Here is a 15,329-nt window from a genome sequence, read left to right as displayed (position 1 = left end):
CGGGACGCTGAACCTGAGTGGTTCACGATTGGGTTCTAAAAACGCGGTGGTCGCTGATGTGGTCCGTTCCCCGACTGGCAACCCACCAGACGTTGATCCATGAACAAACGTCGTTTGTTGATCGAGCTACTATCACGATTGGTGCTAGCGATCTTGGCAGTCGCTTTGTTCTCCGCGACACACCTAAGGACAAACCTGAGCGAGCTGCCTGGGATTGCTTGGTACGCTCCCGCCATGCTGCTTCGCGAACCCGTTCTCGTTGCCCCACTTGCCGTTGCCAACGTGGCACTGGTCGTATTGGTATTGATCGCAAAAGTCTCACAATTGCGGTCGATTCTTCGCTGCTACGTCTTTGCGGGCAATAGGCTATGCAATCGGGATCTATCTGATCGGAAACGGTTACGAATTCGCGTTGCCTGTTCCGTTCTACGGGCCTTTGATCGGCTGGGCCATCGCGGTTCTTCAAAACCATTTCGGACCAGCGATCTGGGCGTACATGGTGAACCGAACGCGAACGTCGACGACGAGACCTCGATGCCTGTAGTGATGATCACTTGCACAAGATTCGCCACGTAAACATTGCTGGTGGTTGAATGTAGAATGAGACGTCGAACACTCGCGATCGCTTTCATGCATCAGCCCGGGCTGGAGTAAATGTTTTTCCATATTGTTTTGGTATCCGCGACCCTTTTGTGCTCACTCGTTGCTGGGTTTCTATTTGCGTTTGCTGTCGTAGCGATGCCAGGAATCGGTCGACTTAACGACCGGTCATTCATTCGCGCGTTTCAAGTCATCGATGGCGTCATACAAGACAACCAGCCAATCTTCATGTTCGTTTGGGTTGGGTCTGTTGCCGCGATCGTTTTTGCGGCGGTCATCGGCTTCTCACAGATTGATGGTGCGAATCGATCGATCTTGATTGCCGCTGCGGTTGTTTACCTGTTGGGCGTCCAGCTCCCGACTGTTCGAATCAACATCCCGCTGAACAACAAGATCCAAGCGATTGACGTCGAACGGAAAAATGACCAAGAACTCTTGGCCGCAAGAGGTGAGTTCGAGGACAAGTGGAATCGATGGAACGTTTTCAGGACGGTCGTTTCCATTGCAATCGCGTTGTCGCTGCATGTATTGCTGTTGAGAATTTAAAGGCCGACTGCTGGTAGCAAGGTCTTCATCCGAACGCGACCCAACATTCCTACAAAAGTACTGGCGGATCCGGCTGTTGCGATACGATCTACACGGTCACTGGCCCCGAAGCCGCGTTCGAGAAATCCCCGGTGCATCGGAGGACGTCGTGAATGCTAGCCGCGGTACACTAGAAACTAGGTGGGCAATACTGAGACACGCACGACACAGCGTCTGCGACCGGATCTGAAGGGAACGCCATTGCCTCTTCAGTTGGATTTCGCTCGGACGACGGCAGCTATATTTTCACGCTCTTCGTTGCGGACAAATCAAGGTAGCCAAACTGCACACAACCTTGGATTGCACTAAGTTGGCCATGGACAGGCATTTCGCGGGTGGTTGCTCAGCTGCGATGACTCGGTCAACCTCGATATTCGCAGGAAAGAAGTCCGCCGGTTCGCGATCGAGGAATACCAGATCGATGAGGAAACCCTACACAACCGGTCCCGAAACAGCACGTCTCGAGCACCGTGCGTTTAACGTTGACGACGCCCCTGAGTTCTTTGCCCTCAACAGCAACCCGGAGGTGATGCGTTTGACTGGCGAACCGCTACTCCCATCGCTCGATGCAGCTAAAGAGGCAATCGTGCAATATCCCGATTTTGACGAAGTGGGCTATGGACGTTGGGCCTGCGTTCTTAAACAGACACGGGAAATCATTGGATTTTGCGGTCTGAAGTACCTGCCCGAAATAGACGCGGTCGACCTTGGATATCGCTTCCGTCCTGAATACTGGGGTCACGGCTTCGCAACCGAAGCTTGCGAAGCCTGCCTTGAATTCGGTTTCGACACTCTTCTTCTTCGCGAAATTTTTGGGTTTGTGCATCCAGAGAACGTCGCATCCATCCGTGTGCTAGAAAAGGTTGGAATGCAGTCAGATGGAGACGTGATATACGACGGGTTGCAGGCGCTGCGGTACGTCAAACACGCCCCAGAAATCGGCGGATGACCGTGTGCAATAGCCAACGTCTGACGATTGTTGCGTAACGAAGTTTTCGTCTCACGACAGCAACTCGAAGTACGCTCACAATTGTCAAATGCCGAACCTGGTCGTTCTTTAACGTCGTCCGCTGAACGCGTCTCGCGGCAACGTTGCCTGTCTATATTTGTTCGTGAATTTCGAAACGGGACTCTCTGTTCAATGTTGGTTTCGATTCCCACGACCTACGTGATGCGTGACTTTTTGGCTCGCGATTTCAACTGACGTTACAATCTTCCGATGCGCAGGGTGAGCTTCAAATGGGCAGGGTCGAGATCCTCGAGCTCACAACCTTGGAGATGCTACGATTTTCGCTTCAAGCAGGAGTGATCTCTTTGTGTGTCGTCACTCTTCCGTGGGCGGTCTCTGCGAACAGGGCAAGACTGCCTTCAGAGCTGAAGAGACGTCTGAATTGACACCCGCCAAAAATGATCGAACGTTGCCCGATACAAATCCCTACGAAACGCCAGATCACACCGCTTCCTCGAACTCGTTTTCCGGAGCGGCTGGCAGAGACGGAAGTCCAGGACGGTTTGGAGGCGTTCTCGGTGTCGCGTCGCTGATCGTAGCGATCAGTTTCGTTTGCTGGATGTTCATGCTGACCAGCGGCATGTCAGTCTTTGTCTTGGTCATTGGTGGACTGGTCGCTGCACCGTATCTGCTGATTTGGCTTGCCTGCCGGAGCCTCCGTTTTTGGGTCGCGCGTCTCGTGATCACAGTCGCTCTTGCTGGCTGCTGCTTGCTCGGATTTTATGCTTTCAGCACTGTTGCTGACGATGCTCAAGGCGGGCTCAACCTTCTCTTTGGCCCCGTTTATCAACTCGTTGGCGTGTTTGTTTTGCTGACCTTGGCTACCGCGATCCACCTCGTTTGGCAACGGTATTCAGTCCGTTCCGCGATTCGACGGAACGCCAAATGAACGTGATAAGATGGTGGCTCGATGACGAGCGATGTTTCCCGCGGGAAAGCCAAGCGTCACTCGCTCGCCACAACGTTTACTCAACGAAAAGCCTTTTCACGCATGCCGCAGATTCGCCAACTTTTCGATGCCGATTGGCCAAAGACCTGGGAGATGATCGAACCAGTGTTTCGTGCCGGGGATACCTTCCCATATCCAAGTGATATCACGATGGATGACGCGTTCGACATCTGGGTTTCGGATCCGGCGAAATCTTTCCTCGCAGTGGATGGTGCGGGTTCGGTTGTTGGAACCTACTACTTGAAAGCCAATCAGCCTGGTCAAGGTTCGCACGTGTGCACCTGCGGGTACATCGTTTCACCCGCAGCACGCGGAGTTGGTGTCGCGTCCGCGATGTGTCAGCACTCACAACGGGAAGCCATCGCGGAAGGTTACCGCGCGATGCAATACAATTTGGTCGTGGCGACCAACACCAACGCCCTTCGACTATGGCAGAAACTTGGGTTTGATATCGCCGGAACGCTTCCAGATGCGTTTGACCATCCGCAGTTGGGGTACGTCGACGCACACGTCATGTACAAACAACTCGTCTGAGTCTGGTGATTGAACAAGTTCTTCATTCGGATTGAGTAGGCACTGCGTGCTAGTATCATTCACTGCGGTAGTTCGATCGAAGATGTCCACGTGACCGAGACGAAGTTGGACCTCGCATTTGCGAGTGGCAAAGCGATTGGTCCGAGCAAAGTTCATCGGGCATATTGAAGTGAAGTGAATCGGAAAACCGGTACGCAACCGTGATTTCCATCGACACGACAGCCATTTTCGAAGGCGAAAAGCAACCTTGGTTCCATGTCGCTCAGCTGAATAGACCGATTGTCAGCTTCGAACGAGTCTCATGAAATGGCTTCGCAACGCTTCTGGGACGCCTGATGGATTTGGTGGTGGACTCGTTGCCTTGTCCACTACGTCTTGAAATACTCGCCACGTAGATGAGGGGATCGTTCATTGCTTCGTTATCGGTTGAGGACTCTACTCGTCGCGACATTGGTTGCCGCTGTATCGTTCTCGTATTTAATTTACGTGAAAAATCGCGATCAACGGCGACTGGAGACAATCCGAAGTGATTTCGTCGACTGGACGAAAAACACGGACTTTGGTGACGGGAAGATCCATACGTATACGCAACTCAATCGAGACATTGCACCAGATTCCGTTTCACAAATTCAAGACAAACGAACCTTCATCGTTTCCAACACAGCTGCAGTGCATTGGCCCACAGGGCTTTTCCATGATCCGAAAACCATCTCGCCAGATCCGGATCGGTTCTATCTGCTGCCGGCGAAGAAGTGGGTTTCGTCACCGGAAGAGGTGCTTGAAGAATGGGAACTCTGGCGTGCGAGAACCTTTTAGAATCGCCTTGCAAACCTCTTCGACCATTCATCGAGATGTCGATCGAGGAACTGAAAGACCTGCAAACGGTGGTGAATGCACGTTTGGCGGAACTGCAAGCTTAAGAACCTAACAACGAATGGTACAACCGGTCTCGCGACCGATGCTAAACACCGTCGTTGGTTCAATGCTCGCCATCGTTCGGCGAAGTAACGGGCTTTATGGATCGGCGGATCGCAAATAGCTGACGCGGCAACCATTCGGCGGCTGCTTGGCGGTTTAAAAGGATAATGAGACGCCGGCAGGTATTTCCGTGCTTGTGCAATTTTGCTGCGGTAGCACGGGATGCGGGCAAACTCGATCTCGCGAGTTGGCTTAGCGACGGAAGACGAAGAACGATCCGTTGTCAGCAACATTGAAGAGTGGGTTGCGGTAGCGTTGCTTTGGTCCAGTGACGCCCGGTCGGAATGCGAAGCCAATCGACAAGTTCCAACCTTCGGCTTCGTTTGCATCCAACGCCGCATCGTCACCGGGGCTGAAGTATGCCGATCCGACCAACAGCGACCAATTGGTTTGCAACGGGATCTCCATCTCGCTGCCCCAAATGAAGTGTTCTTCGCTGGTGCCACCGAGAAACGCGGTCATGTGTCCCGTCGTGCCCATCGCTCGGCGATAGAATGCTCGGTACTGGTCGACTGGTTCAATGGTCTCCGAACTGGTGAAGCCGCCGGCTTCCGTGGTCACGATCTGATCAGTGACTCCCGCCATGAATTGAAATCCGAATTCGTGGCAAGCGGAAACCTTCCAGCTCAACTCGCCGCGTAGTTGCAACAGATCACTTTGGTAGTACCAGTCTTGGTTCAGGTAGTCGACGACCAATCCGTATTGCAGGCCGTAGTCGACGCGACGAAACAGACCGCCGGTCACGAAGACTTGGTGCATCCGTCCGCTTGTGAACTCTTCGCCGTCCAGATTGGTTTGCGTGGCTCGCACACCGAGTTGCGCGGAGAGATCCAGCCCCAACCAGTTGCGAAGATCACGACCTTCGTTGAACCCTTGGTAGTAACCAAAACTTCCGCTGCCACCGCGAGGTTGGCCGGCAACGTCCAAAGCGGGGTAGTTCATAGGCGACTTGAATGCCTGCGATCCAGCGAAGAACGAGAAACGGCTCCAATCGACTCGCAAGATTGGCAGGAACAGCGGGAAGCAATCGATTTCGGCTCCGCCGCACATCCCATCGCATCCGCCATCGCAAAAGCCACTGTCGCAGCCCGACATCAAATCACCGCTGCACGCATCGCAACTGCAGACTCCGTATTCTTCGAGTCCACACCCGACCTCGAGTCCGCAGCTGGCTTCCATCCCGCAACCGGGGCCGCCGAGGACACCCGCCGAAGAGCATTCGGCGCAATCGCAACCACCGTCCAGGTAGCCGACTTGCTTGACCGATCCGTTCGCTGGCCGTGAAACCGAAGTCGGCTTGCGATTTGAAGCCGCTTGGTGTCGCTGGACCGACTGGCTGTTACCTTGTGGCGACCATCCGGAGTGCGTCGTCGAAGTCCGCGTCGCGACCGTGTTTCCCTGTGAAACGGGCCGGCTGCGAATCAATTGGTCTGCGGCTTCGGCTTGAGACAACGTCATCGACGCAATCGCACCAATGAAACAGGCGAACAAGCACAACAATCGACGGGGAATGGTTATCATGAGACGTCATTGCCGGAATTGGGACATGGAACTTCTTACTTATCGGACGTCATAACCCTCCCCATGAATAAATCTTGCCCAACCCGAATTTTCGATTTCATCTTCCCAAAAGCCCACCGCAACACCCCATCGTGTTTCACAGGATTTACTGAAGGTCGCTTTGGAAGCGTGCGTGGGCTGCTGATCGCTGCCATCGTTTCGGGAACTGTTCTGCAGGCTCACCCGGCGACTGCTCAAGACGCGGCGGAGACCGAAGCGGCCGCCGCAGAGACCACGGCCGAAGCCAAGACCGAGACCTACCCGGACGATTTTTGGACGGAAGCCGAGCGTCCCGTCTATCCGCGCGGTGCGGTGATGTCGGATGACAAGTTGTTCGTGCTCGATTCGGATGCTCCGGGCGTTTGGACGGTGCCATGGCCAGCGACGGAAGCGGCCAAGCCCGAGCGATTCGTGACCGGATCACGGTATCTTCGCAAGACAATGAATCGCCCTTACAGCGCCACGCCTCACCCCGGTGGCGGCGTCCTGGTTGGCGATTCGGCAACACGTGAGATCTATCACGTGACGCCCAACGCGGATGCTCCCGGCGGGCAAGATGCCAAACCGCTCAATGGTGGATTCCTTGGAATCCCGATGGCGCTGGCCGTTTCACCCGATGGCAAAACAATCTACGTCGGCGATGCCGAACGACGCGCCACGTTTGCATTGCCCATCGAAGGCGGCGAGCCCGAGTTGATCGTCCGCGTGAACGCCCGCGGTTTGGTCTTCGACGATGAGGGTGCCTTGTACGCAGTCACGCCTGATGCCGATGCGGTCGTGAAAATCAACGTCGCAGAGAAAACCAGCGAGCCGGTTGTCACGGATCGCCCCTACGGTTTCCCAGGCGGGATCGCTTGGCACGACGGCACCGGTTTCGTTTCCGACGTCTACGGGAAATGCATTTGGCAATTCACCGCCGATGGCAAAACCGAGAAATGGTTCGACGAAGAACTGTTGCTTGGCCCAGTTGGCTTGAGTGCGACCGCCGACGCGGTGATCGTTTCCGATCCGAAAGCCAAACAGGTATACCGGATCGATCGCGAATCGAAAGAAGTCACGAAGCTGTTGGCAGAGTGATTCGCAAGTGTCCCGGCGTGTCGATTGAGTCATCAACGAGGTTTTGAAGCAGGTAGGATGGGCACTCTTGCCCGTCCGAGTGGATGTCGGCCAAGAGTGGCCAACCTGCAGCAAATCCGACAAACCGGTCAGCGCGGGTCCAGCTCAATTCCACGACGGCCCCATCCGGGGCGAGGCAGGCAGATGCCGCCTGCGAGTGCTCTGACGGTGAGCCCGCCGTCTACTCTTGGTTGAACGGTTCCGGTTCGATTTCCGGCAACGGACTGTCGTCGCGGGCGAAGAACATCAGGTGCTGCCACGGCAAAGCGTTGTATTCGCGAACGAGCTTCAAATCCGAGGCTTTGTATTCCTGCATGATTTGCGACTTCGACATTTTGTGAAGCGGCTTGATTGGAACGGCTGGATCTTCGGCTCGGTATTCGAGCAGAGCGATCACGCCGTCGGGTTTGAGCGATTGTCGGATCGACCACAGCATCGATTCCGGATGCGAAAACTCGTGGTAAACATCAACCAAAAGAACCAAGTCGACCTTGCCGGCTGGCAACTTGGGATCGTCGATCGCACCGAGAATCGGTTGGATGTTGTCCAGTTTTGCTCGAGCGGCATTCCGCTGCAGCATCTGCAACATCTCTCGTTGGATGTCGACCGCCAAAACCTGACCATCCAGCGATTCAGCGTCATCATCCGCATCCGCCGCGTCGTTGGACTCCGCCGACGAAGCATCCGCGTCGGGTGAGTCGGCTTGTTTCTTGACCGCCACGGAACGAGCCATCGGGATGGTCCAGTAACCGTTGCCGCATCCGAGATCGACGACCGTCATGCCAGGCTTCAAGCCCAGGCGGTCAAATGATTCGCCGGCCTTCTCCTCGTCGTCTCGTTCCGGGCGAACCAACCAAGCGGCACCGCGGTGCGACATCGGTTGGGCGACGATCCGGCCCATGTAAGTTCGGCGAGCATTTTCCTTTGGCCGCGGCTTCTCGCTTTGGCGAGCGACATCGGTCGTCGCCTCGCCGGTTGTCGCCTCACCCGTACCCGCGTCAGCGGCGTTTACGTTTCCGACGTGGATGGTTGCCGAACCAATCAACATCCAAAGTGCGAGCAAGGAAGAGAAACGCATGATGCTTTTTCGCGGAGTGAAAGGAAGGAGCTTCGCGTTCGATTTCAATCAGTCCTCGTCGCTGAGAGCCAATTCGAACTTGGGTTGGAACGCGTTCTCAAAATCATAAACGTCGTCAAAATCTTCTCGGCGATCCGATTCGCTTTTTCGCATTTGCTCGATCCGGATCAGGTTGTAAACCAATTCACCGAAATCGCCGGTTCGTCGCAGGCCCCAATTCTCCAGCACCATTTGGGCTAGATAACCGAATTGGTCGATGGCGTACAAACGGCATGCCTCGCAGAGTTGTTGTCCGGTCAAATGACGCGGCGCGTCGCTGCTTGGGTCATCAGACGGACCAAATCCGAGCGGCCCGATCGCGTCCAAATTCTCGTGAGCGTATTGCAACGCTTCGCGAATGAATTGATACGCCTCGAGTTTGTATCGAGTGTCGTCTCGCAGGAGGTCCTGCATCGCTTTGACAGGAGATGGCATGGCGAAGGATCGAGGAAAAGAAAAGGAAGTGTTTCGAGTGGGCTCAGCGTTTACGTTGTTTAGTGGGTTCCCCGGAACCCCGCTTTGTCACGCTGACAACGTCACCCGCAGGAATCATAACGCGTCGATGGTCATCGGTCTTGACCACCAATTGCCCGGCCAAGATGTCTTGGGCGAGAACCTTGGCGGATCCATCACGGGTCAGAATTTCGCTGCCGATCGGGGGGAGCTCCTCTGCCATTTCCTCGTAGGTTTCGAATTCGTAACGCAGACAACATTTTAATCGCCCGCATCGTCCTGAGATTTTTGCCGGGTCCAACGAGGCCCGCTGCAGTTTTGCCATTTTCATCGAAACCGGCGGCATCTTGCTGAGAAAACGGCTGCAGCAGACCTTTTGCCCGCAATCGCCGTAATCGGCCAGCAATTTCGCCTCGTCCCGGATACCGATTTGACGCATTTCGATCCGCGTCTGAAATTCGCGGCCGACCAATTTGACCAATTCGCGAAAATCGACTCGGCCATCGGCGACGAAGTAAACAATCACACGCTCGCCGCCGAGCAATCGCTCAACATCGATCACTTGCATCGGAAGTTTCAGCTGGTCGACGCATTTCTTGGCCGCCAGCAGATCCTTGCGAGTCATTTCTGACATTTGCGACCAATCGCCTCGATCCGTCGTATCGAGCCGGCGAATGATTTTCCCCTGAACCGGCTCCGCGTTGCCCTTCGTGGGAACCTGCCCGACCGCTTCGTTGGTTGCCTCGCACAGCACGGTGGCAATCTCGGTGCCGCGATCGCTGCGGATCACGACTTCATCGCCATACCGAAAACACTCGGTCGCGGTCATCACGCCCATCAACCTCATGGAGCCATAACGGCACACGTACCCATCGCGGGGCACGGTCGGCCGATTCGTTTCGGCATCATTCGGTGGAGAGGTCGAGGATTTAATGGGTCGGTCCGTCGGTGGCGATGCAAATTGGATATCCCAATTGTACGCGATCGGACGGGCTCGCCTAGATTTGTTGTTCTTCAATCGCGTGGAACCCAAACGCCACGGACCGAAATGGCAAATCGGCGACAAACCAATCCGCGGAAAGTGATCCGCCAAGTGGATCGCCGCCGCTGACCAAGTCGCTCGTCCGTGAAAATTGAGAACGCGGACGAGCTATCGAGAAGACTCGTTTACTTGCGAGCGTGCTTGAGTGCGAGCAAGCAGTAAGCGGTGACGAGCTGGCGATCGCCTTCCATCCAACGCTCGGCTTCGCGGTTCACCCACGAGCCATCTTCTTGTTGCTCCGCTTCGAGCTTGTTGATCAGATCCGTTCGCCAATCTCGCGGTCCCGCATCGGTCGACTCGACCACTTCCAATCCAGCCACATCCAATGCTTTGGCAAATGTGTGGTAGTAGTAATACTGACCCTGGGCACCCATGCCTGGGTTGTTGTCCAAGGTGTAGTGATTGCGAATGAAATCGAGCGCGGCGTTGACGCGTGGATCCTCGGGTGTCAGCCCCGCATAGATCATGCTTTTCAAGCCAGCGTAAGTCATCGAGCCGTAACTTCGCAGGCCGCCGTCCGCGGACTCACCTGCTTTGCTTTGACCACCCGCGGCAGGTGTGTAATAGAAACCACCGTCGCCGATCTTGTCGGCATGTTGGGTATCGTTGCCGTGTTGAGTCAGGTTCTGAGTCCGGCTGACAAACACGAGAGCCTTTTGAATCGATTCGTCTTGAGGATCCGTTCCAAGATCGTGAAGGGCTTCGATCAAAAACGCGGTGTTTGACAAGTCGGGACGCGAGTGGCTGCCATAGCCGGCCCCGCCATACGCGGTGTCACCCGGTTCGGCACCTTCCTCTTCGTCCCACTGGATGTCTTTCAAAAAGTTCTTCGCCCGCTCAAGTTGGCTGTCGAAACGGCCGTCTTGGTTGGCTTTGTTCAAAGCCATCGCGGCGGTGGTGGTTTCGTAGTTCCGATGCTTTGACCCGGTCGCGTAGATGCCACCGTCAGGTTGGACTTTCGATTCCAAGTACTTGATCGCTTTCGCAATCACCGGGTCAGTCGAAATGGCTTCGGGGCGATGTTCCAAGATCGCTCGCACGCACAATCCCGTGACGGCAGCTCCGGTTTCACCACTGAATGCACCCTCGTCGCTCTGACCGCGAGTGCGCAAGAACTCGATTCCGCGATCGACCATTTGATCGATTCGCTGATCGGCCGTCCGTGTGTCTTTGGCCGCGGCTTCTTCCGCCATCACGGGCGATGTGACCACACCCGAAACGCAGAATGCGGAAGCGAACAACAACCCCATAGCGGTCAAGGCGAAAGTGCGAGTGGACGTTCGAGAGATCCAATCCAATTGCATGTTGGGTTTCCTACGAAGGTAGAGATGTGGGGAATTTTAGAACGCGAATGTGATCGCGAAATGTTTTTGAGCGCCGCCAAAAGAATCGGCCGAACACTCCTAATTGTCGCTGCTCGCCCATGAACGATCAATCGTCTTCCATCCCAACCGATGGATGGAAATAGCGTCACCGATGGCGGTTTCTTCACCACCTCGCGTATTCCTCGCGACCATGGAGAGCGCAGGACGTTGATTCAGTCAAACGACGACCGAGGTTGTCACCAATGCAACGGTCATGCCCAAGAGGACAGTGAAAGCTCTATCGTTTGACGCATCGATAAACAAACGCCGGTGGCATATTTCGCCAAACCGTCGGGCTGCGATGCACCTCGGTGAAAGCCCCTCGAAGCTTTTTCGAAAAACGCTGGCCCGCGGGCAAAACGACGCCCTGCCAATACGCAAAGGTCGCGAACTGACCACCGGGAGCCAACACGTCCAGAGTGGCTTCCAGGATGCTGGTTTGCAAACTGTCGGGAAAAGACGCCCAAGGCAAACCGCAGATGATCGCGTGGACCTGGTCGATCTGATTGTCCCGGCAAAGATCTGCAACCGACTCGGCCGAATCCTCGACCACATTGACTTGCGGGCAACGGCCTCGCGTGATCGCAGCCAGCTCGGGCGACCGCTCAATTGCAAAGAATTTTGCGTCTTCGTGCAGATGGTTCTGAATGGCTTCGGTGAAGACGCCGGTCCCAGGCCCGAATTCGACGACCCCGCGAGCGTTTTCCCAGTCAAACCATTCGACCATTCGTTTGACCAAACCGGGGCTGCTGGGCCAAACCGCCCCCACCTGGTTCGGGTTTCGGGCGAAATTTTTGACGAACGTCCAGGCACCACCACGCGGAACTTCGGGACAATCTGGCGTGTCTTGTGAAAGCGACGAGGAAGATTCCGAAGTCATGCAATTTTTCGCGTGAAAAACAAATGTAGAATTTGCACTACGATAGTGGTCTGGAACCGTCGTGACTATCTCGCTCATCTCATTCTCCCATGCGTTCACCCAGCCAATCCATTCAAAACGGTCGTCGGGTGGACGAGATCAACATGACACCGATGATCGATGTCGTGTTTCTGCTGATCATCTTCTTCCTCGTTTCCAGTCACTTGGCTCGCCAAGAAAACCGGCATGCCGTCGACTTGCCATCAGCCCAGTCATCGATCGAAAGTGATCCCAACGCGGCGCCGATCAATCTGACCATGGACTCATCCCATCAGCTGTGGCTGGGAGCGACCCAGGTGAACCTGGACGAGATGATCACTCGGCTCAGTCAAACCAAATCGATCGTTGAGACGCCCGTTCGTCTGCGAGTTGATCAAAGCGTTGCGTATCAATTTGTCGAACCAGTGCTGCATCGCATCAACCAAATCGGTATCCGCGACTTATCAATCGCGACGTTGCCATCATCCAGTCGGCCGGGAGCGTCACGATGAAGCGACCCGCCATCCGAAGCAATTCACAACAGAGCGTCGGGATGACTTCGATGATCGATGTCGTTTTTCTGTTGCTGGTGTTCTTTGTCTGGACCAGTAGTTTCGATGCGCCCGAGCAAGACATGCCGGGCGGGTTGGCAGTTGCTGCGGAGTCGACGTCCGTTTCGTCCGAGACACTGCCTCCCGAAGAAACGACCGATGTTCCGATGGAGGAACTGATTCTGAAGATCGAAAGCGCCGGTTCCAAATCCGTGCGATATGTTCTGGGGACGACGCAATTCAATTCCGTGATCTCATTGCGGGAACGGTTGGATGCGATCGCGGAACTAGGAATTTCGCCTCCCGTGATTGTAGATCCGGACGGCGATGTTTCGATGGCAGCCACCGTTGCGACCGTCGACATGGTTCGATTGTCAGGGTTCGATCGAGTTCACCTGGCGGTTTCAGCTGACAGTTCATCGCAATCGGTGGACGACTCGGCGGAGCCCATCACGCCATGAGTGCCTTGCTTAGATATTTAGATTTTGTCGCAGTTGTCATCGGTCTGTTGTTGATGCTTTGGCCCTCGGTCGGTTTGGCTCAAACGACATTTGACGCCGCAAATGCGAACACGACAAGTCGCACTTCTCGGCTGGTGGATTCAAGTTCAGCCGACAGCCATGTGCAGTCGACTCGGAACGATCTGATCGAGGTCATCGCGAGACCGATCCCTGACGACAAACTCTCGATCTTGCTGACAAACGTTGGCGAAGCCGATGGGAAGTTGCAGTCACGACTGAATGAATTGCAGCCATCCGAGTCACCTCGCGAAGTGAGCTTACTGTGGCTTTCCCGAGTGGAATTGGCGGTGCTCAAGTCCGAACTGTTCGCCGAAGGAAGCGGCGACGGGGTCGCATCGGCCGCCGAAGCGGTCAAGGTCGCTGAAGCAGCGTTGCTGGCGTTGCCCGCTGAAGGAATCGCTCGCGCGGAAGTCTTGCGATTGCTCGCCGAAGCTCATCTCCGCCAAGGCGACGCACGATCGGCAGCGGCTGTTCTTCGTGAATCGGCGAGTGTCGCACCAACGGGTTCCGATTCAAACTCATCGGCCGAATCCGCACGAGCTCTGCGGGTCCGAGTCGCGCTGTCGGCCGGCGACATGGAAACAGCAGAACAGATGCTTCATTCCGTCTATGGAAGCGACCCATCGGTGACAAACGCCGGCGTCGGCATGGACTTGGTTCGACTGCGTTACCTGCTCGCGCAAAAGGATGAAGAAGCAATTGCCGATTGGTTGGAAATCATTCGCGAGCGTCACGGTGCCAACGCGAAAGATCGGGCGGACACGATCGTGGCGCAAACACGTTTGCAATCAGGCATGGACTCGGCCACACCACCGGGCGACGGATCCGATCCACGGTTGTGGATCGCCGATGCGATGTACTACCTGCGACGCGGCCAGTCGATGCAAGCCGCATTGCACTTTGCCAAAGCTGCCGTGTCTGACGATGTCGCCCGCCGCAGTGTTGACTCAGCAATGAAAGCGGCGGCGATCCTTTCTCGGCAATCGAATTCGAAAGCTGCGATCGAGTTGCTTCGTCGGATCAGCCAGCGACACCCCCATTCGACAAGCTCCGCTGACGCGTTGTTGCAGGCGGCCACCATCGGTCAGGCTGCGGGACCAACGACTGCATCGGATGCCGACATCGAAGCGATGCTGATTCAGATCGCGAATCAATGGCCGGAATCGCAATCCGCTTTTGCCGCGACGCGTTGGCGAATGGCTTGGGCCGAACGACAATCGAAATGGCTCGAGGCTGCGAAGATCTCCGTGCAATTTGCAAACGTTCACTGGATGAACGAATCCACCGCTGATTCGGTGCGTGTTCAGGCGATCCAAGCTTGGGCGAAAGCGTGGATCGACCAACCAAGTCCGGACGTCGTCGCGTCAATGCACCAAGCGTTTCAAGAACACGATGCGTCGGAGATCGTTCGGCGAACTCATGCGGACCTGACAGTGTTAATTGCAGAAACCTCCGAATCGCTGTGGAGCGAACTGCAGAAGGAAACCAGCGATGGTTTCTTTCAACAACTCGCATCCTTTCGTCAAAACCAAACGGATGTCATCGAGGCTTCACCACCGGCTGGAGTGAATGACGCCTTGGCGATGCGGCTGGAAAAGGATGTTGTTCAGAATCCGATTCGCCGAGTCGACATTGGGCGTTGCCTGCTGTCACTCCCATCTGATGGAAACTTCCCCACCGATATGCAGCGTGCCGGTTGGCTGATTTGGGCAGGCCAGCGTGATGCCGCAGATTCGTTGATAGCAACCGAATTGCAACGAACACCTTCCGAAGCGGATGAATGGTGCCGGAGAGCGGCGACGTCCTACGCCGTCTCCCATTCGAAATCGGATCAGAGGCATGCTGCGAGATGGTGGAAGCGACTGGCAGACGGACTTCCCCAAGGCAACCCAAGTTGGCATGCAGCAATGATTGGATGGATCAAATCCGTCGCGGCGTCCGGAGAGCCAGACAAAGCAAAAGCATCCGCGAAAATGATTTTGCTGACGATTCCACCGACAGACCGAATGACGCGGGATGCATACGAACGCCTTTCGGAGCAGTGATTTCATC

Annotated in this window: 14 protein-coding genes; 8 read left to right on the top strand and 6 right to left on the bottom strand. The window is 55.5% G+C overall.

The features are described from left to right. The first annotated feature begins 654 nt into the window (after positions 1-654). From RE6C_RS09395 to RE6C_RS09380, 4 genes are all read left to right on the top strand, one after another. Entirely contained in the window at positions 655-1,146 is a 492-nt protein-coding gene (locus RE6C_RS09395) for an anthrone oxygenase family protein (RefSeq protein WP_008655967.1), read from the top strand. A gap of 460 nt (positions 1,147-1,606) precedes the next feature. Beyond that, a complete protein-coding gene (locus RE6C_RS09390; protein WP_008655966.1) occupies positions 1,607-2,134 on the top strand; it encodes a GNAT family N-acetyltransferase in 528 nt (175 codons plus the stop codon). 469 nt (positions 2,135-2,603) lie between these two features. Continuing rightward, positions 2,604-3,083: a hypothetical protein gene (locus RE6C_RS09385; RefSeq protein WP_236618065.1), complete on the top strand. Its 480-nt coding sequence runs from the start codon at positions 2,604-2,606 to the stop codon at positions 3,081-3,083. 21 nt (positions 3,084-3,104) lie between these two features. Then, positions 3,105-3,677, top strand: a complete 573-nt coding sequence (locus tag RE6C_RS09380) for a GNAT family N-acetyltransferase (protein WP_008655954.1) — start codon at positions 3,105-3,107, stop codon at positions 3,675-3,677. 1,170 nt (positions 3,678-4,847) lie between these two features. On the opposite strand, the gene RE6C_RS09370 is transcribed toward RE6C_RS09380, so the two are convergent. Then, positions 4,848-6,176 carry a DUF6666 family protein gene (locus RE6C_RS09370; protein WP_008655948.1) on the bottom strand — a complete coding sequence of 443 codons (1,329 nt, stop codon included), beginning with the start codon at positions 6,174-6,176 and terminating at the stop codon, positions 4,848-4,850. Positions 6,177-6,239: 63 nt separating this feature from the next. On the opposite strand from RE6C_RS09370, the gene RE6C_RS09365 reads away from it, so the two are divergent. Beyond that, a complete protein-coding gene (locus tag RE6C_RS09365) occupies positions 6,240-7,292 on the top strand; it encodes an NHL repeat-containing protein (RefSeq protein ID WP_236618064.1) in 1,053 nt (350 codons plus the stop codon). A 220-nt stretch (positions 7,293-7,512) separates the two neighbouring features. Here the strand turns inward: RE6C_RS09365 and RE6C_RS09360 are convergent, their stop codons facing one another. From RE6C_RS09360 to RE6C_RS09340, 5 genes are all read right to left on the bottom strand, one after another. Continuing rightward, a complete protein-coding gene (locus RE6C_RS09360; RefSeq protein ID WP_008655944.1) occupies positions 7,513-8,409 on the bottom strand; it encodes a class I SAM-dependent methyltransferase in 897 nt (298 codons plus the stop codon). Positions 8,410-8,457: 48 nt separating this feature from the next. Continuing rightward, a complete protein-coding gene (locus RE6C_RS09355; protein ID WP_008655943.1) occupies positions 8,458-8,883 on the bottom strand; it encodes a Minf_1886 family protein in 426 nt (141 codons plus the stop codon). A gap of 43 nt (positions 8,884-8,926) precedes the next feature. After that, a complete protein-coding gene (locus tag RE6C_RS09350; protein ID WP_037252507.1) occupies positions 8,927-9,748 on the bottom strand; it encodes a PSP1 domain-containing protein in 822 nt (273 codons plus the stop codon). Positions 9,749-10,068: 320 nt separating this feature from the next. Continuing rightward, positions 10,069-11,247 (bottom strand): prenyltransferase/squalene oxidase repeat-containing protein, encoded by a 1,179-nt coding sequence (locus tag RE6C_RS09345; RefSeq protein WP_008655941.1) that lies wholly within the window; start codon positions 11,245-11,247, stop codon positions 10,069-10,071. A gap of 298 nt (positions 11,248-11,545) precedes the next feature. After that, positions 11,546-12,187 carry a class I SAM-dependent methyltransferase gene (locus RE6C_RS09340; RefSeq protein ID WP_008655939.1) on the bottom strand — a complete coding sequence of 214 codons (642 nt, stop codon included), beginning with the start codon at positions 12,185-12,187 and terminating at the stop codon, positions 11,546-11,548. An 89-nt stretch (positions 12,188-12,276) separates the two neighbouring features. Between RE6C_RS09340 and RE6C_RS09335 the strand changes: the two genes are divergently transcribed. Genes RE6C_RS09335 through RE6C_RS09325 form a run of 3 tightly spaced genes read left to right on the top strand, consistent with a single transcriptional unit; the run spans position 12,277 to position 15,322 of the window. Continuing rightward, positions 12,277-12,717 (top strand): ExbD/TolR family protein, encoded by a 441-nt coding sequence (locus RE6C_RS09335; RefSeq protein ID WP_008655938.1) that lies wholly within the window; start codon positions 12,277-12,279, stop codon positions 12,715-12,717. Then, positions 12,714-13,217, top strand: coding sequence for a biopolymer transporter ExbD (locus RE6C_RS09330; RefSeq protein WP_008655937.1), 504 nt, complete (start codon positions 12,714-12,716; stop codon positions 13,215-13,217). Before RE6C_RS09335 ends, RE6C_RS09330 begins: the two co-directional genes overlap by 4 nt. After that, on the top strand, positions 13,214-15,322 hold the full coding sequence (locus RE6C_RS09325) for a tetratricopeptide repeat protein (RefSeq protein ID WP_008655936.1): 2,109 nt from the start codon (positions 13,214-13,216) through the stop codon (positions 15,320-15,322). Before RE6C_RS09330 ends, RE6C_RS09325 begins: the two co-directional genes overlap by 4 nt. The last annotated feature ends 7 nt before the right edge of the window (positions 15,323-15,329 follow it).

The organism is Rhodopirellula europaea 6C, from assembly GCF_000338295.1.
GTDB lineage: Bacteria > Planctomycetota > Planctomycetia > Pirellulales > Pirellulaceae > Rhodopirellula > Rhodopirellula europaea.
Note: the sequence above shows the minus strand (reverse complement) of the source record. Positions and strands in the feature narration are given on the sequence as shown.